13 protein-coding genes, 1 tRNA gene and 1 pseudogene are annotated in these 20,632 nt (G+C 53.9%); 8 read left to right on the top strand and 7 right to left on the bottom strand.

Annotated features, from left to right (window positions below; translation table 11 throughout):
* Positions 1 to 33: 33 nt before the first annotated feature.
* Positions 34 to 106: transfer RNA gene (locus KK925_RS10955), tRNA-Ala, on the bottom strand.
* Between the two features lie 172 nt (positions 107 to 278).
* Here KK925_RS10955 and KK925_RS10960 point away from each other — a divergent pair.
* The 3 genes from KK925_RS10960 (at position 279) to KK925_RS10970 (ending at position 6,033) form a co-directional block, all read left to right on the top strand.
* A complete protein-coding gene (locus KK925_RS10960) occupies positions 279 to 425 on the top strand; it encodes a hypothetical protein (protein ID WP_174582650.1) in 147 nt (48 codons plus the stop codon).
* 1,386 nt (positions 426 to 1,811) lie between these two features.
* Positions 1,812 to 2,474 (top strand): hypothetical protein, encoded by a 663-nt coding sequence (locus KK925_RS10965; protein ID WP_174582651.1) that lies wholly within the window; start codon positions 1,812 to 1,814, stop codon positions 2,472 to 2,474.
* 10 nt (positions 2,475 to 2,484) lie between these two features.
* On the top strand, positions 2,485 to 6,033 hold the full coding sequence (locus tag KK925_RS10970) for a DNA translocase FtsK (protein ID WP_174582652.1): 3,549 nt from the start codon (positions 2,485 to 2,487) through the stop codon (positions 6,031 to 6,033).
* A gap of 158 nt (positions 6,034 to 6,191) precedes the next feature.
* Here the strand turns inward: KK925_RS10970 and KK925_RS10975 are convergent, their stop codons facing one another.
* From KK925_RS10975 to KK925_RS10990, 4 genes are all read right to left on the bottom strand, one after another.
* On the bottom strand, positions 6,192 to 8,030 hold the full coding sequence (locus KK925_RS10975) for a DUF4340 domain-containing protein (RefSeq protein WP_174582653.1): 1,839 nt from the start codon (positions 8,028 to 8,030) through the stop codon (positions 6,192 to 6,194).
* Positions 8,009 to 9,469: a GldG family protein gene (locus tag KK925_RS10980; protein WP_174582654.1), complete on the bottom strand. Its 1,461-nt coding sequence runs from the start codon at positions 9,467 to 9,469 to the stop codon at positions 8,009 to 8,011. The genes KK925_RS10975 and KK925_RS10980 overlap by 22 nt, the downstream gene beginning before the upstream one ends.
* Before the next feature lie 13 nt (positions 9,470 to 9,482).
* Positions 9,483 to 10,232, bottom strand: coding sequence for an ABC transporter permease subunit (locus KK925_RS10985; protein WP_174582655.1), 750 nt, complete (start codon positions 10,230 to 10,232; stop codon positions 9,483 to 9,485).
* Between the two features lie 126 nt (positions 10,233 to 10,358).
* Positions 10,359 to 11,294, bottom strand: a complete 936-nt coding sequence (locus KK925_RS10990; RefSeq protein WP_174582671.1) for an ATP-binding cassette domain-containing protein — start codon at positions 11,292 to 11,294, stop codon at positions 10,359 to 10,361.
* 210 nt (positions 11,295 to 11,504) lie between these two features.
* Between KK925_RS10990 and KK925_RS10995 the strand changes: the two genes are divergently transcribed.
* Positions 11,505 to 12,335, top strand: a complete 831-nt coding sequence (locus KK925_RS10995) for a ParA family protein (RefSeq protein ID WP_174582656.1) — start codon at positions 11,505 to 11,507, stop codon at positions 12,333 to 12,335.
* 45 nt (positions 12,336 to 12,380) lie between these two features.
* Positions 12,381 to 12,791 carry a hypothetical protein gene (locus KK925_RS11000; protein WP_174582657.1) on the top strand — a complete coding sequence of 137 codons (411 nt, stop codon included), beginning with the start codon at positions 12,381 to 12,383 and terminating at the stop codon, positions 12,789 to 12,791.
* A 168-nt stretch (positions 12,792 to 12,959) separates the two neighbouring features.
* Here KK925_RS11000 and KK925_RS11005 read toward each other — a convergent pair whose 3' ends face one another.
* On the bottom strand, positions 12,960 to 13,739 hold the full coding sequence (locus KK925_RS11005) for a cyclase family protein (protein WP_214096521.1): 780 nt from the start codon (positions 13,737 to 13,739) through the stop codon (positions 12,960 to 12,962).
* Positions 13,740 to 14,459: 720 nt separating this feature from the next.
* A pseudogene (locus KK925_RS11010) lies at positions 14,460 to 15,030 on the bottom strand (IS607 family transposase).
* A 615-nt stretch (positions 15,031 to 15,645) separates the two neighbouring features.
* Here KK925_RS11010 and KK925_RS11015 point away from each other — a divergent pair.
* From KK925_RS11015 to KK925_RS11025, 3 genes are all read left to right on the top strand, one after another.
* Complete coding sequence (locus KK925_RS11015; protein WP_174582658.1) at positions 15,646 to 16,212, top strand: DUF3455 domain-containing protein; 567 nt, start codon at positions 15,646 to 15,648, stop codon at positions 16,210 to 16,212.
* Positions 16,213 to 17,024: 812 nt separating this feature from the next.
* Complete coding sequence (locus KK925_RS11020; protein WP_174582659.1) at positions 17,025 to 19,049, top strand: hydantoinase/oxoprolinase family protein; 2,025 nt, start codon at positions 17,025 to 17,027, stop codon at positions 19,047 to 19,049.
* Entirely contained in the window at positions 19,031 to 20,596 is a 1,566-nt protein-coding gene (locus KK925_RS11025; protein WP_174582660.1) for a hydantoinase B/oxoprolinase family protein, read from the top strand. The genes KK925_RS11020 and KK925_RS11025 overlap by 19 nt, the downstream gene beginning before the upstream one ends.
* Positions 20,597 to 20,632 lie beyond the last annotated feature (36 nt).

A 20,632-nucleotide genomic window follows, 5' to 3' on the forward strand; every position in this document is an offset into this window, starting at 1 on the left:
ATTGCGCAACAGCCGGAGACGGAGTGACCGTTATGGAGGTTGGGGGATTCGAACCCCCGACCTTCTCATTGCGAACGAGACGCTCTACCAGCTGAGCTAAACCCCCACAAGTCGATTTTTACTATTATTCTACTCGGGGCCCGAACCGGGGAAAAGAGGAAACTCGGGTTTTCTGCCCTTTAAGGGCAGAACATTCAGTTTTCCTCGTAACCTGTGTCGCGGCTATAACCCCCTCCAAGCGCATCGTTTTCGCTTATACGAGCGAAACCAGATGGCTCTTGTTTCTAATTCTTTTCCTTTGCATGACCGGTCTTACGGAAAGCACTCTTCGACTGGTCGTAACGTTGGAAGCGATTCGTCGCGGGCTTTGCTATCAGGCTTGCGGTTTAGGAGCATGGGTTCAATTAAGGTTAGAAGTTGCCTAAAGTTGCTGCTACCAAAAACTACATGCTAGGAAAGCTAACCTAGTGGGGTTGGGGATCCCTTTATCCCGTGGGTGACGCGACTTGGGCAGAGGCCAATCAGGATTTGGATGAAGCGCCTGGCTTTCCGGAAGGGCCTACTGCCGGTAGGACATTGGTAGAGTTCCTTCGACCCCAATGAGGATAGCCGATATTCCCTGGCTCTCCAGATAGGTTTCCTAGAGGCCGAAGACTCGTGGACGATCGAGCCCTGCGAGCCGAGCCGGAGAACACGCGTGGCAAATGTTTGGGTCCGTGTACGGGTTGGTCGATAGCAAAACGGAGTACTTCGAGGAAAGTCGCCTTCAGCCGAGCCACTAGCTAGTTCTCTTGCCAGGACTGGTCCCCTCGTTTTTCTCGGGATAGACCGAAGAGCTAAAACCAAGCCTCTCCCGCGGCCTTTCGGGGGTGTCAAGGCTAAGCAAAAGAGCCATTCTGTTGGTCTTATGGCCAAGCAGAAAAGGTTCTAGTGGGTTTGCAAAAAGTCCCGGGGCCAGTGCGAGTTCCTGGAGGTCTTGACTTCGAATCGGGCAAGCTTAGTCTGGCAGTCCAGACTGCTGCTCGCTACAACCATTTCGGAACGTAGATCCTAAGACTTGAATCAAGCCGCAATCGCAAACCCGGGGGCCCGCAAAAGTGCGAAAATCCGATTCGAGGCTTGGCGCTCCAGTCTCTAGTGCTTTGCAAAAAGCCAGAATGGTTCCGTCTTTGCTCGTGCCTAGACATTGAAAGTATGAGTGTCTCAAAGACGAGTCATTAGTTTGGACCAACAGTGCCTATTAACGGCGCCCTCCCGTTCCTCAAAGTAAAAAGCTTGACGATCGAGGTCCAAAATCCCTCGCAGTTCCTCCCTCAGGATTGAGGCTCGTACTTGGTCCTAGCAGAAGCTTGAACGTGTCTTTGTTGCCCGGATGCGCCTTGGGTTTTTTCCTTTTTATCAGTTGGTAGTCCCCATCATGCTTCCCTGGCTCCTTTTTTGTCCTCCTTTAATGTCAGAATCGCTTCCGCTGATGTTTGCAGGACCACTTATAGGATGTGGAAGATTTCCGCCGCGCGATGTGCCACAGACTTGTGGTCGCGGTCTATTCTCATGAGACATCCTTTCTCCCTTAAGGGGGGATGGCTGAGCTGCTTACTTATGTCTGCTTTTTGCCGGCAAAATGAGCGACTCATTGCTGCGAAACTATTGGAACCTTCTTTGCGGCAACGAAGATTGGCTGCTTACCAAGATGGTTGAAAAAGACTCGTCACCCCTGGTTCGGATAGGGTAGCATGAATTTTGCTGCGGTGAAGGGTGGAGCTCGAAAAGCATCAAAGCAAAGACTGGTCTCGGATAGCCGGACGCAAATTTTGAGAGCGCTTGAAAGGGCCGGGAAGAAAGGTCTTCCCCGGAGCCGGCTGGTCCCGTCAAGAAAAAGGGAAATCGACCAGATCCTAAAAGGGCTTCTGGCAGAAGGGAGGATCATCCGGTTTGGCGAGCGATCGAAAGCCGTCTATTTTTCGAAGGATTTTGCTCCCACGTGTCAAGAGGCGGCCGAGGCTATTGCTCGGGGAGCCGCTCAATTCCCAACCGAACTTTTCCTGGAAAAGGAGCTGGGCAGTTTCTGCTCGGGTGCACAGCGGTTGCTCCTTAAAGAAGCGGTCAAACACCTTGTCGAGACCGGAATTCTTTGTCGGCTCAAGCGTCGCAAAAGCTTCTACTACGTCCATCGCGATGGGATCGCGCTGGGATTGGGCCAAAGACAAGCCTGTTTTGATCCCAACAAAGTCGTTCAAGTTTATCAGGAACTTGTGACAGCACGCGGTTTTCTCTACGTCCGCATTGCTGAGCTTGCTTGGAAAGCGCAGGTCCCGCTGGAACCTCTTCAAGCTTGGCTGCTCGAGCAAAGCAGCATGGGAAAAGCTCACCTTTCCCGGGGGGACTGGTCGCTCGCAACGCAGGAAGAGCGTAGGGCAGCAATCTATCTTGACGGCCAACCCCATCTTCTCGTGCGGCTCGAGTCACAGCCATAGCTGGACGACAATGAATCCCTTCTTTTCGCAACGTGTCGATGATCCTTGGGAGATCGAGCCTGCCGTCCCCGGGCTCAATGACCTTCCCTTGCACACGATTGTTTCGTTTTTCTCTCAACTGAAGCCCGGCCAGCGGCTAGGGCGTGCTCTTGTCGTCGTTTCGCCAGAGTCTGGGTATGGAAAATCCCATCTCATCGGCCGATTGTTTCAAGAACTACGAGGAAGAGCAATTCGAGTCTGTCTGCGCCCTTTTGAGGCACCGGAACGCTGCTGGGAGCGGATTCTCGACCGGATCCTTGCTGAGCTCGCTCGAATCGATCCAACAGCTGCTCGGCCGGGTCGCACCCAGCTGGCGCAATTCGCGGCCTTAACCATTGGGCACTTAGCGGCGGACCTCTTGGAACAAAAACTTGTAACGGAGATCGCGCTTCCGGCTCGATGGAGAAGCCATTTTGCCGATCTTTGCGTGCTTCTCCGCACCGATCCTCTCTCCCTTTGGGAGGGACCGGACTCTGAGTCTTGGACCGAGTGGATCAGTCGCCCAGACATCTCAAGTTGTTTTCTTATGGGACTCTGGACGCGAGAGATCGAACTGAGCTCTCGTAATCCGCACTCCTGGATCAAGGTGTTCCTGGGCTATCTTTCCCATGCAGGCGATCCATATCGGCGTCGTCTCTGCATTGAGTGGATCCGGGCTACAAGTCTTGATCCAGAAGAAATCGCTTTTTTAAGGCTTTCTCCGGACGATGTTCCGGTCGCGGAATGCCCAGTAGAGGAGTCCGATGAACGTGCCAAAGAGCGGATCCTCGACCTGTGCCGGCTTGCTCGGTTCAGCTGGCCTTTTGTTTTTTGTTTCGATCAGACAGAAGCTTTCGCACAAGAGCCGAAGTGGGCTGCAAGATTCGGCTATGTGGTTGCTGAGCTAGTGGATCAGGCTCCCAATCTAATGATTGTCATAGCTGCAAATCAGGAACCTTGGGAAAAGAGGATCCTTCCCTGGATGGAAGGTGCGTATTCTCGTCGAATGTACCTTAGCCCGGATCTCCACCTTTCAGGAGTAAACGAAAACCAAGCACACCTTTTCTTGCAGAATCGGCTGCGGCGAGCTGGAGTCGATTCAGAAAGAGCGGAACGTTTCCTTGGGGGCGAGTGGTTTTCTGAACTGTTTCGAAAAGCTAAAATGATTGGCATCGGACGTCTCCTTCAGGAAGCCGAAAAACAGTGGGATCGAAAGCCACGGACGCTTTCGCAATGCTACGAAGAAATTCTTGACCGGATGAAGCAGGAGCGGCCGCCCTTTGATTTGGACGCTCTCCAATGGATTGTCCGCGAAGGGGGTCACTCGCTACCCAGTTGGGAAACGGAAGAGCCTTATCCCGGACGCAAAAAGCACCTCTTACTTCGGTGGAAGGGAAGAGGAACAAGCGTCGGCTTTGGCTTGGAGAGAAGTTCCAACTGGAGGCGGTGGGAGGCAATTGCTCGGGAAGCAATGGAGGAAGCAAAAAGACCCACGGGTTGTCAGCGTTTGATCTTTCTTCGATCGTTTGATGAGCCAGCTGTTCCAGGTGAACGCTGGAAATCCAAGGAGACCATCGACGTTGCTGCCTCGCGTGGCCCGCTACGTATCGTTGTTCTAAAGGAGGATGTGTGGCTTGAATTTGCAGCTTTGCATCACCTGTACACAAAAGTGCTGGAAGGGGATCTTGAGTTTTCCCGGGACGAAACGCTTGCTTTGGTTCGGGAGAAACTTCGCCCGTGGGCAGAAAAGCTTGTCGCGGGCGTGGGAAGCCAAGAGGTTGGGACGGACCTCGAGAGGACCGGGCGATCCCAAGAAGTTTGGCAAGTTCTCAACGTTAGCGAGCTAGTCAAGGGTTGTCTTCGGGAAACACACGGTTCTCCCTGGGATGCTAGGGAACGGGGTGAGATTTTTCACAAGATCGTTGGAAAGTTTATTCAGTGGCTTTTCCGGGTGGACCCTGATCCACAGGATCCAGAAACATACTGGAGAGTTCAGTGGGATCTTGCGAAATCGGAGCTCACCAAGGCTAACGTTGCTCAAGACGTCGAAGAGGTCAGCCGGATAGAAGCAGCTCTTCGGCAGTTCCACACGAACCTGAAAAGACTGGCTACTTCCGCAGGTGTCTCTGCTTGGAAAGAGCTCTTCGAGGGAACCGAGATTCCCGTCTCGGGCACCTTTTTATTGCAGAGCGGCCGGTACGTTCGGATTGAAGGACGAGTAGATACCCTGCGGCGCCATCCGAAAGAGGGACGGCAACTGGTTGACTACAAGCTTTGCGGGCCCTCGAGCTCGCCCCGTGATCTTTTGCAACTGGCCATTTATGCAGAGCTGTTAGCACAAGATGCCAAGACACGCTCCTTTTCGGGGATCCTGGAATATTACACTCCTGCGCTGATCGAGCGGAAGGTCTCTCGTGAGGAGCTCCACGCGATCTTTACTGAGCACGTTTCTCCCGTACTGGAAAATATTGCAAAGGAATCTAGGGCAGCTCGTCCTCAGGCGGAGTTAGACACTTATATCAAGGAGACTAGCCGAAAGCTCGAGCAGTTCTATGCGCATCACGGTTTGGCGGTGAGCTGTGCTTGGACGAACACGATTCGCGCTCCCCAGGTCCTTCGCTTTCGGCTTTCCTGTCCACCAGGTGTACGTGTCGAAAAGCTTCGTTCCCTGGCTTCTACGTTACGTGTTCAGTTAAGCCTTGATTTTGAGCCATTGATCGAGCCTGCTGCTGGATTTATTGCCGTCAATCTCCCAAATCCGCATCCTTTTTTGCTTCCATGGGAAGACGCTTATCGGAGAATGCCAGAAGGGTTGGCGCTCCCACTTCTGCTGGGACAAACCATTGAAGGGGAAATCTTGGCCAGGGATTTAGCCGATCCCAACACTCCCCATGTGCTTGTGGCGGGAGCTTCGGGGAGTGGGAAAAGCATGTTACTCAAGTGCATTGTTGCAACCTTGTGCAAAGCACTTTCTCCTGAAAGGCTTGAGCTCCTTCTTATTGACCCAAAGATGACGACCTTTCGGCCTTGGGAGGAGACTCCGTACTTACGAGATCGGGGGCTCCTGACCGAGATGGACAAAACGCTCGAAGCCCTCAAGGAAACCGTGGACGAAATGGATCAACGTTATCAGATTCTCTGCAGGGAAAGGTTTGAGTCCATAAACCAGCGAATAGCCGCTGGAAAAACCGACATCCCTTACCGGGTGATCGTCTTTGATGAGTTTGCCGATTGGCTCTTGAAAGCCCGTCGAGTAAAACAACAGTTTGAGGACAGGATTGCACGCATAGCGCAGAAAGGGCGAGGCGCTGGAATCCATCTGATTCTTGCAACGCAGCGTCCTGAAAAGAATGTGGTCACAGGCCTGATCCGTGCCAACTTGCCAGTGCGTATCTGCTTCCGGGTATCCAGTTCGAAAGATTCTGAGATCGCGCTAGGAAAGGGTGGGGGTGAAAAGCTGTTTGGGAAGGGGGATCTATTCTGTAACCTTGGACCAGGCGGCAACTTTATCCGAGCTCAAGCTCCCTTCTTAGATACCTAACCTCGTTTTATTGGATAACGCTTCCGCCCTGGTGGAAGGTTTAATGGGAGCCACGGTAGAGTGGGAAGCCTTTTTTGCGAGATGTCCCGACGAAGGAATCGCAATCGCATGGTTGCCGCCCTACTAGGTTGGCTGTGAGGGAGTCGTTACCTCCACTTTTATCGTGCAAGCGCAGCTTTGCTTGTGGCCGGGCTTGCGGCAGCCAGGAGCTCTTCCAATAGCTGGGCATCTGACTGAGAAAGCTCGAAGGCTGCGGTGTCTCCCTCGATGAGGGCGGTTCGGGACCCATTGGCCCCAGGCGGGCTGACGCGCACCGTTACGGGATGGTTGGTCTGAATGACCAGCCGGTACTGAGGGTTCTCGAGGGAGCTCTGTACTTGGGCCAGTGCCATCCAACGAACTGCCTTCCATTGACACATATGGTCCAGCTGCGCAGCAAGCTTCTCGGGGCTAACGGAAGAACCGTCGGCGACAAAAAGCCCATTATCCTTCTTGCGAACGTGCACTGACCGGCCATCGGTAGCAGAAAGCGAAAGGGAACGAATTTCTTCGGGCCGGAACGAAAAAACACTGGGCTTGCGCCATTCCCAGGATTCGTGAGGGAGAACTTTGAGAAGCTCAGAACTTACGCGGTAAACGAAAGGTTCTAAGGAATTTTTGCAATAAAGATCTCCTTTTTCTTCCTTCCCCACAAAGATGGATAGTCGCTCCGGGGATGACCCTTTCGAAAACGTTAGCGCCACAGTTGCTGTGGGGGTTTCAAACCCGTAAGAAACCAGTTCTGGCGATGCGCCTTCTACGAAATCCCGCGCTTGAAGATCCCGGAGGTGAGAAAGCAGGGTCTCTACACGCGCTCCATCTACTTGCGGGTGAGTGGGTGCTTGGACAATCCAACCGTCACCATGTCGAGAAAGCTCCAGAGAGACGTTGGAGGTCTTAATTTCCAGTTCTGAAAGTTTATTCCAATCCAATGGGGGCAGGACGTGCCGGTCACGCAATTGCGAAAATCCCTCGAGAATCTCTGTTACGGCATTTTTCGATAGGGTGAAAATCCCCGATCCTTTCAGAAGCTTTGCATAAACCTCGTCCGGTTGATCCTTGGTGGCGGAACCAATGAGAAGCGTCAGACGATTCTTTTCGCCGCCCGAAAGAATCCAGATCTGAGCAGAGGGAGCATCCAAACCGTACGGGGCTAACGCGGCAGGTTCATCAGAGACGAATTTTTTGACTCGCAGAAGATAGAGACGGTTGAGCCAAGTTTCGACTTGATCTTTATCGGCTCGGCATACCAAAGGCTTTTGAATGCTCCAGCGTTCCCCTATCCGGCCTACTTCCCATTCCTTCGCTATGCCAGAGGATGGAGCTGCCTGAGTCTCCTGTACGCCAAAACTGCGCACGGTCATTGGGTCGAATTTAAGAACGACCCGGCTTCGCAAATCATCCAGTTTCTTATTAAGGGCCTCCAGGCTTGACGCATTGATAAGATGCACCGGTGCGGTCCGGGCAAGGGACGCTCGAGCATAGACAAGATCGCTGACCGCCGTTTTTCGGCCCACAACCAGAGTATGGACATTAGAATCCGTACGAAATTCCAGGCGCAGCACGGGATTTTCCAGGCCCCATTGTTTCAGGGTATTCTCCCCGTCTGGTAGCTGTTCGTAACGAATCTTTCTTCGGGTTTGGAGAATCTCTAACTCCATGAGAAGCCGATCCACGGCACTTTCGTCGGCCTCCGTGCGAATCGGTTCAACAATCAACCACTGGGAACCTTGTCGTTGCAAGGTTATGGTTCCCTGAGCATTGGTGATCCGAAGCCACTGAACTTTCTCGGGAACGACATCAAAAAGATTTTGTTCCGAGCGCTGGATCTCTTCCGTGGATTTTTGGTGCCGCTCGACAAGATAAATGTAACTAAAGAGCGCAAGGGCTAGAGTTAAAAGAATCAAGCTCGATCGGAAGTTGTCCCAGGGTGTCCTCATTGCCGTCGCGAAACCCACATGCTTATTCCTGCCAAAAGTGCGATTCCCGGAAAAACAGTAAGAGCCAAAGAAGCGACCAGGAGTTTTTGCTGCGGGGTAAGGCTCAGTCGAAACTCTTGGGGAGTTTTCGGCGTGATCCCGAGAGCTAGTTCTCTTTGGGTCATCCAATTGACAAGGTTAATGAAAAAGTCAACTGCCACCCCGTCGAGGTTTTGGTTAGCCAGAAAGGACGAAGATCCGATCGCAGCGATCCTCGCCCCGGCAACGCGTACATTTTGTCCTGGTAACCGCCCTCCATCGTATACCATCGCTAGCGTGAGGGGACCCGCGATATCCTTCCCTGAATCGAACTGCGGATTTTTTTCTTCCGAGTCTGTTTCTCCCCAGAAAGCCTCGGGAGCTCGGACAAGCCAGGTTGTTTTGGAAGCGTTGGGCGAAGAACTTGCGGCCAACGACCGAGCGTTTGGCATTTGGAGATTATAGCCGGAAAGGCTCCGAACGGCGGGATGATCTCCAAAAGAGTTCCCGGTAGCCACGCTCACCAATACTTCCCCTTTGAGCCCCACAATCCTACCTCGGGCTACGACGATATCGTTGTGAAACTGGATGCCATATTTTTCCAGTAACGGTTCCAGACCTGAAACTTCTCTGGCTCCTTCCAACACAATGAGTTTCCCATTGGCTTCTAGGTAGGATCGGATAGCCTCCACTTCCGAAGGTTTTAAGGGAACCTTGGGGCCCGCGATGATTAAAAGATCCGCATCCTTGGGAACGGATCCCGTTACCGCAAGGTTGAGTACTTCGGTCTCCATGTTTTCCCGGCGCAAACGAAGCTCGATTTCCCCGTACCCACCTGCATCGGTAAAGTTAATGGCACGTTCCCCGTGACCGGTCAGAAAATAAACCTTGGCGGGTTTTCCTTCTACCAGCGATTGAATTGCACTGGTAAACTGTTGCTCGCCTTTGAACGCCTTAATCCTGGGTGCCTGTCCGAGAAAGCCTCCGGTCACATCGTATTCGACCAGTTCAGCTTCATCCACGAACTTCGTTTTGCCTTTATACTCAAAAATGATGACGTTTTCGCGAAGATCGAAGTTATATTTTTTTGCCAGTGCCTCTGCCCGATCCAAATCCAGCGCCGGGTCTACATGCTCGACGACCAATTTGTCCTTGCCCCGGTACTGGTATTCTCGAAGGAGATTGTCAATTTCAGAGCGAAGGTTGGAAGTTGCCAGGCAAACAAATACGTGGACCGGCTGCGGGAGAGATTCCAGGAGATGAATGGTTTTTTCTGAAAGACGGTAGTATCCACTTTGTGAAAAATCCTTTCTCCAGTAGTAACGGAAGCCCAGATAGTTGATCATTGCCGCGATGACCGTCGCCAGTACCACCGTAAATGCCGTATTCCACCGCAGCTGGTGCCGAAGAGGCCGTGCGAGAAGAGCGTTCGATTCCATGATGGCCTCCTTTTTAGTCCGCCAGCCTGCGCCAGACGAGCGCGCGCTCCGTCAGAAATAGGAAAAGGAAGGTAGCGGTTACGTAGAGAACCACGGGCCGCGAATCAAAAACGCCTCGGGAAAAGGCGTCCATCTGATCCAGGAAGGAAAGATAGGTAACGATTTCCCGTGTGCTACTCCCCACGCCTAAGTAGACGAGGAAACTGGACGAGAAGACCAAAAAAATGGCTGCGAAGGCTAAAATTGCCGCGATCACCTGGTTCCGAGTGAGGGAAGAGCAGAAAAGGCCGATCGAAATAAAGAACATGCCAATGAGGCATAGGAGGAAAAAGGGAAGCAACGTCATTCCGGTTCCAATTCCCAGGGGCTGAGCATTGACCCATCGAAGAATGCCAAGGCAAAACGGAAGCGGCGTCCACAACACAAGAAAAAAGGTGAACGTGGCAAGGAACTTGGCCGCCACGACCTCCCATTCGGTAATTGGGGCGGTCAACAAAAGCTCAATGGTTCCTAGCTTGTACTCCTCGGCAAAAGAGCGCATGGTAATCAGAGGGACTTGGATGAGAAGTAAAAACCAGAAGAAAAACGCGTTGGTACAGGCTTGTAGGATGTTGAAGTCGCGCGTGTTGCTATAGGTTAAGTAATAGAGCCAGAAGGTGAAACTTGCTCCATTAATGAGAGAACAAGCAAAAAGGACAAGATAGGCAACAGGAGAAACAAAAAAGGCCTTAAGTTCCCGCCGGTATTGAATCCAAGTTTTCATGGACCAAAGACTTCCGAAGATCTGGCTTCCTACTTTCCCTGCAATCTTGTCTCCTTGATGGGACCCTTCCGCTCGTTGCGTGTCCATGAGCCTGTGCCCCCCAGAGCTCTGGGCCAAGCTGCCTTCTCAGTCCTGCGTTAGCTCGACAAACACATCCTCTAGGGAAGCACGCTGTCGGCTCATCTCGCGGAGTCGCCATCCTTTCTGTCGCACGACGTCGAAGACCTGATCGCGGATATCCTCTCCCGGTTTGGCAAAAAGCTGAAGTGTTACCCAGGAATCTTTCTCATCCACGACCTCAACTTCTTCGATTCCACTAATCTCCTCTAGGAGTCGCGACGCTTCCTCCCGCATTGCCTGGATTTCCAGGCGCAAACACCCACTCCCTCCTCCTCGCACTAAGCGGCTTAAGTTTTCCGGCGTATCGGCCGCTTCAATCCGGCCCTTATGGATAATGAGGACACGAGAACAGGTGGCCTCCACCTCGCTAAGAATGTGGGTTGAAAGAAGAACGGTGTGTTTTTTGCCGAGTTCCCGGATGAGGTCACGTACGCTGCGAATCTGGTGTGGGTCAAGCCCGATCGTTGGTTCGTCTAGAATCAGCAAGTCCGGGTCATGAATAAGAGCATCCGCTAGGCCCACCCGTTGCCGAAAACCTTTGGAAAGTGCGCCGATCCCGCGGTGCCGAACCTCTGCTAGTTGGCATACCTCACAAACAATAGCCACCCTTTCGGCCAATTGCTTCTTGGGTACTCCCTTGAGGCGAGCCCGGTACTCGAGGTATTCCTCCACCCGCATGTCCGTGTAGAGCGGAACGTTTTCTGGCATGTATCCCACGTGGCGTCGCACGGCCAAAGGGTTTTCGACGACATCATACCCGGCGACTCGGACCTTCCCATCGGTAGGAGGCAGGTAGGCGCAAAGAATCCTCATCGTTGTTGTCTTGCCGGCACCATTTGGCCCCAGAAACCCTACCACTTCGCCTCGAGTCACTTGAAAGCTGATCCGATCCAATACCACGCGCCCGGCGTAAGACTTGGTAAGCTGCTCGACTTCAATCATGGGCTCTGCGGTTGTTCCCATACGCTTACTCCATATGCGCGAGAGTGCCCCAACCTCTTAGGTCAGAGCCGGTTGCCAACTGGGGAACCTTTCCCATTCCGAAAAGCCATTGCGCTTCCATTCCCCAAAGGAATTCGTCAGAGAGGGCTCCTTTCGCACTAGAAAAAATCTTTCCCTCTCTGTCAAGTTCTTGCAAGTTGCCCAGGGGGCATGAGGGTCTTTGCGGTAGCTAATCAAAAGGGCGGCGTCGGCAAAACGACCACCGCCATCAACCTTGCAGCCTGTCTTGCAGAGATGGGGCACGCCACCCTGTTGGTGGACCTAGACCCTCAAGCCAATGCCACTAGTGGTCTAGGATTTATCCCCAACGCTGGAGAGAGCGTTTACTCTGTCCTCCTTGGCAGGAAAACGGTCGAGCAGCAGGTCCGCCCTACCGCCTATGCCAGGCTCGCCCTTCTACCTTCGGAGCTCAATGTGGCCGGTTGCGAGATTGAAATGGCTCAAAATGACGAATTCCGAGGCCGTCTCTACCAACTTCTTCGCTCCCTTCCAGTTGTCTTCCCCCACGAGTTCATTTTTCTCGATTGTCCTCCTTCCCTCGGGATTGTCATGACTACCGCAATAGCCAGCGCCGATGCGGTCTTGGTCCCGCTCCAGTGCGAGTATTTTGCTCTCGAAGGACTGACAAGGGTCTTTCAAATCCTCCAGGAGCTTGGAAACCCAAGGGAAAATCCCCCCAGTAGGCTATTCGGTGTGATCATGACGATGTTTGACGTGCGCACGAACCTAAGCCAGCAGGTGGTCGAAGATGTCCGGCGCCATTTAGGTCCCCTTGTCTTTGACACGGTCATACCGCGGAGCGTCCGTTTAGCGGAAGCACCAAGCTACGGCAAGCCCATCATTGCTTATGATACAGCGGGGACCGCAGCCCAAGCGTACCGAAAACTTGCTCGAGAATTTCTCGTTCGGGTTCAGAAAAAAACGATAACCACCCCTCCATCCGGTTATTCGAAGGGAGTATCCCAACCAACGTACGGCTAAATGGTACCAAACCAAACTTTAGCCAGCGGCTCACGTCCGATCGCCATGGTTGTTCTTTCTCGACCGGGAAAAGTTTGTGGGGCGTTCATTATCTTGCTGACCCTAGCGGTCCCAGAGTCCTGGGGGCGCCGTGTTGCTTTTGGACCTTTCCTTTCCGATGCCGTGTACCAGTATTTGGAATCTTTTCCTTTTGAGGCTCGCCAACGGGTGTTGGCCCGTTTCCGCCCGGACTGTACCCATGAATGGGTCGGAGCTGGGAAGTGGGACGGAAGAGTGATTTTTATGGTCCGAGAGCGAGGGAACGAATTTTACGCAAACCTCGTCTTTGAACGCGAAGGAAACTCCGTCCGGCTTCTCTATTGGACCCCGTTTGAGTTTACCCGCGTTCCTCGATACCTTACTCTTTCCCGTGAGCAACTCGCGACCATTAAGAGCATTGCGCAAAAAGCTCGTTAGGGAGGTCGTTCAAAGTCCCATATTGGATTCTAGTCCTTTGGCCAATGCCCAAAGTGGCCTAAGAGTTGCACCTGTCTTGCTTCAGGCGGACGCTCATGGCGCAAACTACCCCCGGGGGATGCCTTGTGGCGCACGAAAGTGGTCCTAGCCTAGGAGCTATCTTCCCTTCTACGGAACAACGGCAAAAATTCGGGCTGGCGCTCCCGTGCCGCCTCCAATCTTCATGGGCGCGCAGTAGAGAGTCGCTCCCCGTGGAGGCAGGAGCTCCGCGTGGGCTAGATTTTCAAAACCAGGCCGGCCGGCTCCGAGCCATAACCGGTGCACTGGGAACTCCAGTGCGTTGCCAGGGTCCATGCTAGCTGTGTCTATAGCCAGTGCAGCTACCTGACGTTCCCGAAGAAGAAACCGGACCGCCTCAACGGAAAATCCTGGAAAGTGTAGGTGAGTTATATCCCCCGGACGATCGCTCCCTAGATACTTCCGGCGGTTGCCCCAAAACTTACCCCACCCAGAGCGGGCTACCACGATCGCTCCATCGGGGATGCGACCGTACCGGGATTCATAACGGCGGATGTCGGAAACTTGAAGGGTGGCGTCGGGGTTTTTCGCCGAGCGATTTGAGAAATCGACGACGCATGCAGGCCCAATACAGGCCTTGAGGGGAACCTGGTCCGCAGTTGCACCGCTGCGCGAAAAGTGAAGCGGCGCGTCCATGTGGGTTCCCCCGTGTTCGGGTGCACAAAACTCGCCAGCTGCGTAAAAGTATCCCCGGTTGGTCAGACCGAAGCGCTTGTACCAGAAGCGGAACCCTTGTTCTGTTGGCCAATAGATCGTTCTTCGATCAAAGGGATAGGTAAGATCGATAATGCTTTGGGCCTGTCCGCACACAGGCAAAAGGAAGGTCCCTAACGACACCCACGTGGAGAAGATGAGCGCTTTATGCTTCATTGACTGTTTCCTCAAAAGGTACGTTGACACCTTGTAACCGAAAAAAAGTTCCATAGGAAGATGGGATCTTCCGTTCGCGTGGCACTGTTGAGGGGGGCCCAGGCCAGCCCGCGTAAAGCGTGCACAAGCCCTCCACCACGGGCAAAGCAAAAGCCAAGCGATGTCCAGACCCATTGGGCGATCTCAAGGCGCGCCATAGGGAACGTTTTTTCCTGGCCGAAAGCCGGTCCCCACCGGTCGGCGTCTCCGCTCGTGTGCGCCGGAAGCGGGTAATGAAGCCAAATGCGGTGTGCCAAGTTTGCGACATTCTCCTTCCCCACACGGATCCGGCCACTCTAAAGCAGAGAACCGCAGAATGGGCTCCCATGGGGTTCGTTCTCCGTATATCGTTCCAGCTAGGAACGACAACACAAGAGAAGGCCTCGAGCCACGCAGTCAGTTCATTCGTTGGCGGGAGGGACCTCCAGAGAGTCTCTCGCAAACGTTCGAGGCCGCCGTAACGGCCCTTGGAACCGTCAACGCAATGCCACAGATCCATATGGGGCTTTTGGTTCTTCGGTAGGGCCTCCCTCACTGACCTAGGGGCATGACAGATGGGGAAAGCTATTCTAGTCCTCTACAATGCTACCCTGGATCCTCCGAAGTCTAGCCGTGCACTGCAGCATGCGTAGCGACTTGGGGTAGGCCCAGCACGCTTGGGGTCCACCTCCCATCGGTTTGCTATACCCAATCTTTGCCTTTGATGACCTCTAGAGCTTTCTGCGCCATAATCCGGGCGGAACGGCGATCATAGAGACGGCTATAAAAAGATCTTAGGACCTCCATTATGTCCTCGACCGAGTCATCCATAACCTCACCAGGCTCGACCACTACAATACGCCGCTGTTGAGCCGCCAGAGCTGCTTCCACGTACTCAAAGCCGAAACGCAAGAGCCGATCTCGATGTTCTACGACGATGACGTTCACCTAAATCGGACAGTAGGCGCAAAAGCTTGGGTCGCACTCCATTGACTCCCGGTCCAATTTCAGAGACGGCTTTCGTGACTGCCCAGCCCTTTTGGCTAGCGTACTCCACGAGCCGGCCCATCTGCTAGTCCAAGTCTGCCTTCTGCTCCACGCTCGACACACGGGCGTAGAGAGCCACAGCATCATTCGAACCTTGAGGTTCCTTGACCAGGATTGTTCCGGTCGGCGTGTGTTCGAAGGGAACCGGCATTTTCCCTTGTCGTACCCAGCGCCAGGCTGCCTTGTACGAGACACCTTGCTTTTTTGCCCATTTGCTGAGCTTCATATGACTAGCCTCGCGAATTTGCCATTGATCTTCAGATTTTTTCTACAGCTCTTGACCCCGGATAAAAGGAGGCCTGACCAAACCCATCGAGCAGCCATCCTGGCTTTCCTCGTTGGTCCCCTTGGCACTCCAGCTTGGGCGGGTGTTGGAACCGAGCGCTCGGTGGCGGAATAGGGACGTAACCGCTTCGGCATGGAACCCAGACTTAGATCCCCCCGGCGCACTTTGAATGCTTGCATGCAAGCCCCGCTCAGTTGGTTAGGACCCCTTGCGTGTCCGAAGGAGCCTGCTGGCACCGTGCCAAGCTTTTTCGAGTTCTCCCCATGGCTTCGCTATCACCTGGCTCGTTCGTGTGAGGTCCACAGCACGGGTGGCTCTTTGTAGGTTGCTGCGCGCAGCGGCTGACTCAACATTCCCTTTTGTTACGTTTTCGCAATGAGTCCTCTAAGGATAGCTGTTCCTACTATCCCCGTTTACCCTTTGTTTTCGTTGGCCCGTTCAGCACCGGTGTGTTGTTTATTAGGATGGATAGGAAAGGGTGCGACGCAAAACATCAGTCTTCTGACAAGGAGCCACGTGCTTGACGGAGCTAGTTGTCCTGGTTACTCGAGAAGCATGCGCTTCAAGTTTTTCTTCGCCCTGGATCGAGTTCTTTTAAACCTTTTCGTTTTCTTTCTCACGCAGGTGTGCGTCTTTGGGGAAGGTGTTTTACCTCTACCTCGGCACAGCTCTATTGTCGGGGTCGCGCTTGCCGAAGGTTACCAAGTTTACCGTGCTTCTGCGAACCCACCTCCAACCGGCGGCAGTGTTCCTCAGTGGGAGCTTATTGGGCCGGAGGCGACCCTTTACGATAGTAGCCACCGGGTGATTGGGAGGCATGTTCCAGGTCCTCGCTGGTCGTTTCGCGATGGCACACGACTGAAAGGCAAGCTCCCGCCAATCACGTTGGTTCCGGCAAAAAACCCGAAAGACCTTCCGTGGTTACTGCTTCGCGTGCACGGTGAGAAGGGTCGCGGACTGTTGGCAAAAGCGACTCACGTTGCCCGGCTGGACACCCACGGGGGAGTAGCTCCCGCTTTGCCACCCAGGAATCAGGCCCAGGTGATAAAGATCCCGTACCGCGCCACCTATCTCTTTTTGTCTTCTTCGGCTTTTTCTTACAAAAAGTCTTTTGGTTGGTAGCCGGTCTTCGTGGGTGAGGATCGCTTTTTGGGGGTTTTCTCCTTCGTTTAGGCACCTCGCCGCTTGATTGGCCGGTGGAGGGCGATCGATTGGGAGCACTCGCTTTCCCTGCAATACCGGCTTTGTATCTCTGTCCTCCGTCCGCCGATCGATTATAAGACGGCCCTTCGGCCGTTGTTTCTTCCTCTGTTTCCAATGGTGCTTTTTCTTGATCCTTTACGCACGGCACTTTCCGGACCGAAAAAAGCGTGGGCTACCGGAAGAAGAAGCGCCAGAGCATCCTCAAAATCACCTTTGCGTAGCTAGCAATGCGTTGGAGGGAGAACCACTCATCCCGTAGGGATGAAAAGCTTTGGCCGCTTTTACTCCGCGCTGCTCCATCCAGTTTTCTTTGCCAATGGGCTGGCCTCTTTTTTTCTTTCCGGCCCACCGGTTCGAGCTTTGAAGCTCTTAGGACCCCGTGGATTCCATTCAAAAGCTACCGGTCGATGTTGCCAACAAAGAGGATGCGCCGTCTTTGCCCTTGCACCCTTTACGAGCGTTGCGCCCTTTTTCCTATTGAGACCGGGGACAGTCACTTGATTGGTCGACGGCGATTCCGGTCGAAAAAGCGCCAAGAGAAACTCAAGGAAAATGGTCCTCTTTGAAAGCCAGACCTTGGCAGAAGAGTTGCTGGGCTAGTGTTCATCTGCTTCGCATAAGCTTTTTTCCGCAAAGTTGGCTAAAGGTTGCTAGCAACTAGGTGGCCAAACAGGATAAATGCGATGCGTTGAAAAGCGCTCTGGTCACTTTGAGCGGGAAGGATAGGGACCATGCTGCAGATTGGAATCGACACTGGGGGCACGTTTACGGACTTCGTGGTTGCTGACACGGAAAGGATTTGGTCATTCAAGCTCCCTTCGACCCCGGGCGAACCCGAACGTGCTGTCCTGGATGGATTACAACAGGTGATGGAAGCCGTGCCTGAAGCTCAGGAACTAGAAGTGATTCACGGCACAACGGTTGCCACCAATACGGTTTTGGAGCGCAAAGGGGCCCGAACGGCTTTCGTAACGACTCGTGGTTTTGAGGATCTTTTGGAGATTGGTCGGCAGAATCGACGCGAGCTTTATCGCCTGGGGCCATCGAAGGCGACTCCCCTTGTCCCCAGGCAATGGCGATGGGGTCTAGCTGAGCGTGTCCTTCCCGACGGCCTGATTGAGCAGGAGCTGGATCCGGCAGAAGTCAGGGCGCTTCTAGACTCTTTGCGGAAGGAGCAGATCGAATCGGTCGCTGTCTGCTTTCTTTTTTCCTTTCGAAAACCACTTCACGAGCAAGTGGCTGGGGAGATTCTCCGCGAAGCGGGGTTTCCTGTTTCGCTTTCCTGCGAGGTTTTACCCGAATTTCGGGAATATGAACGTGCCTCAGCGACTGTCCTTAATGCGTACCTTCAGCAAAAGGTTACCGCCTATTTAGAAAAACTGCGCGTTGGGGTAGACCGAGTCGCTCGATCGATCAAGCGAAAACGCTTTTGGCTCATGCAATCTAATGGAGGATGGGTGTCTCCGACCCTAGCGGCTCAGTTTCCTGTCCGGGCGATTTTTTCTGGTCCGGCAGCAGGCGTTTACGGTGGGTGGACCGTTGGACAAGAAGCTGGCCTTTCTCGAGTGATTACCCTGGATATTGGAGGGACCTCTGCGGATGTGAGTCTTGTGGACGGAGAAATTTTTCGAACGAAGGAATCGACCATTGATGGGTTGCCGCTTCCACTGCCAGTCGTTGACGTACAGAGCGTAGGGGCAGGGGGAGGTTCGATCGCGTGGGTAGACGCGGGTGGGGCTCTTAGGGTTGGGCCGCAAAGTGCTGGGGCTGATCCGGGTCCGCTATGTTTGGGTCGCGGTACGGAACCGACCGTAACGGATGCGCATCTGGTATTGGGGCGACTGGATCCACGGTCTTTGTTGTTGGGAGAGAGACAGGAAGCGTTGGAACGTTCATGGAAGGGTCTAGCTCGATTTTGCCAGCGTTTTCGAGGGGGAAGCGGTGAGGAAGACATTTCCGAAGTCGCACAAGGCATTTTGGAAATCGCCAATACGCACATGGCTCGAGCGATTCGGGCCGTCTCGCTCGCTCGGGGCTGGGATCCCAGAGATTTTATTCTAATAAGCTTTGGAGGGGCCGGTGGACTTCATGCGTGTGAACTGGCAGAGCTTTTCGGGATCGACGAAGTACTGGTTCCTCCGCTTCCGGGTCTTGTTTCTGCTTGGGGTGCTCTTTGTGCCGAAACCGTATTAGATGCTTCGAAGACACTCCTATGCGAGGCTAGTGCTGGTTCGTTAGGAAGGTGGGAGTTGGTGTTCGAAGAACTGGAGCAAAAACTTGTGCGGGAACTTGAGGCAGAAGGCTTTGCGGGGGGAGAGGCCATTTTCCAAAGGTACTGTGACCTCCGCTACCGTGGCCAATCGTATGAGCTTACGGTGCCCTGGAAAGCCAGCTTCTTGGAAGAATTTCACAGCCTTCATGGCAAGCGGTACGGTTATGCGCAACAGAACTGGCCCGTGGAACTGGTGACAGCGCGGGCAACAGTGCGTATCCCGAAACCCAAACCGAAAGGCCTCATGGTCCAAAGCGAAATCTGCCAAGAGGTAAGAAGCGGGCGAGCCTACTTTTTGGGAAGAGATTGGCCGGTCCATTACGTGCCACGAAGTGCTCTGCGGCCAGGAGATGAGTTAGAGGGTCCGGTGATCGTGACAGAATACGGCGGGACCACGGTGATCCCTCCCGGCTGGCGTGGGTCGGTCGATGTGATGGGTAACCTTAGGATTAGGAGACAAAGCCAATGGACGCGGTCCAGCTAGGCATTTTTCGGGCGCTTCTTGAAGCCGTGCCGGAAGAGATGGGGATCGTGCTCCGTCGCACAGGCTTTTCCCCAAATATTAAGGAACGACGAGACTACTCATGCGCCATCTTTGACCGCCACGCAAGGTTGGTGGCCCAAGGAGACCACATGCCGGTCCACTTGGGTTCCCTCCCGGCCGCGGTTTCCGAAATTGTGCGGCGGATGCCCATCTTGGAACCTGGTGATGTGGCCATTGCTAATGATCCATTCGCGGGGGGAACCCATCTGCCGGATCTAACGATGGTAAGCGCGGTCTATGCACCCGACGAGGATACACCGGTCTTTTATGTTGCCAGCCGCGCCCATCATAGTGACGTGGGCGGGATGACGCCCGGTTCCATGGGGTTGTGTCGAGAAGTTTTTCAAGAAGGCCTCCGGATTCCCCCCGTGCTTCTTTGGAAAAAAGGGGTATTGCAGAACGACATTTGGCAACTGGTTCTTGCCAATGTTCGAACCCCATGGGAGAGGGAAGGGGATCTTTTAGCGCAACGAGCGGCCAATGAAGCCGGCGAAGGTCGGCTTCGCGTTCTCATGAAACGGTATGGTGTCAGCCAGCTTTCGGAAGCCATGGAGGCCCTTTTAGACTACTCGGAACGTTTTCTACGCGTAGAACTTTCCCGAGTCCCTCCGGGGAGCTATGAGGCAGAAGATTATTTGGACGACGACGGATTTTCCGAAGCACCGGTGAAAATCGCCGTTCGGATGGTGTTTTTTGGCGATCGAGCGGAGATTGATTTTTCTGGTTCTTCTCCCCAATGCCCAAGTGGCGTAAACGCGACTGAGGCCGTAACGATTTCGTGTGTTTTTTACGTAGTTCGCTCGTTATTTACGCCAGATGCGCCAGCCAATTCAGGTCTCTTGCGTCCGCTGACCCTTCACATTCCGCAAGGAACGGTGGTGGCAGCTACCTATCCTTGCGCCGTGGGGGCGGGGAATGTGGAGACTTCCCAGCGTATTGTCGACACCCTATTGAAAGCCCTTTTCAAGGCGGTGCCGGATCGCGTTCCTGCAGCAAGCCAAGGCACAATGAATAACTTCGCCTTCGGGGGACGTGACCCGCGGTCGGGCCGACTTTTTGCCTACTATGAAACCATCGGTGGGGGAATGGGTGGAGGCCCCCTCGGACCAGGTGACAGTGCGGTTCACACCCACATGACCAATTCCCTCAACACCCCCGTTGAAGCTGTGGAACACGAGTTTCCGGTCCGAATTCGGGCTTATCACGTGCGGAAGGGTTCGGGAGGGGCTGGACGCTTTCGAGGGGGGGATGGTATCCATCGTGAAATCGAATTTCTCACCCACGCTTGGGTTTCGATTCTTTCCGACCGGCGTCGCTTCGCTCCGTATGGGCTGCAGGGAGGAGAGCCTGCCTCTTGTGGTCGTAACACGCTTCAAACTAAAGATGGGCAGGTGCAAGTCCTCCCTGGAAAAATCTCTTTTGAAGTGGGACCTCACAATCGTGTGAGTATTGAAACGCCTGGAGGAGGGGGATGGGGTCTCCCCTAGGGTTAGCGGTCGATAGGCCTGCCATCCATCTTTGGG

It is taken from the genome of Candidatus Methylacidithermus pantelleriae (assembly GCF_905250085.1).
In the GTDB taxonomy this organism is placed as follows: domain Bacteria; phylum Verrucomicrobiota; class Verrucomicrobiia; order Methylacidiphilales; family Methylacidiphilaceae; genus Methylacidithermus; species Methylacidithermus pantelleriae.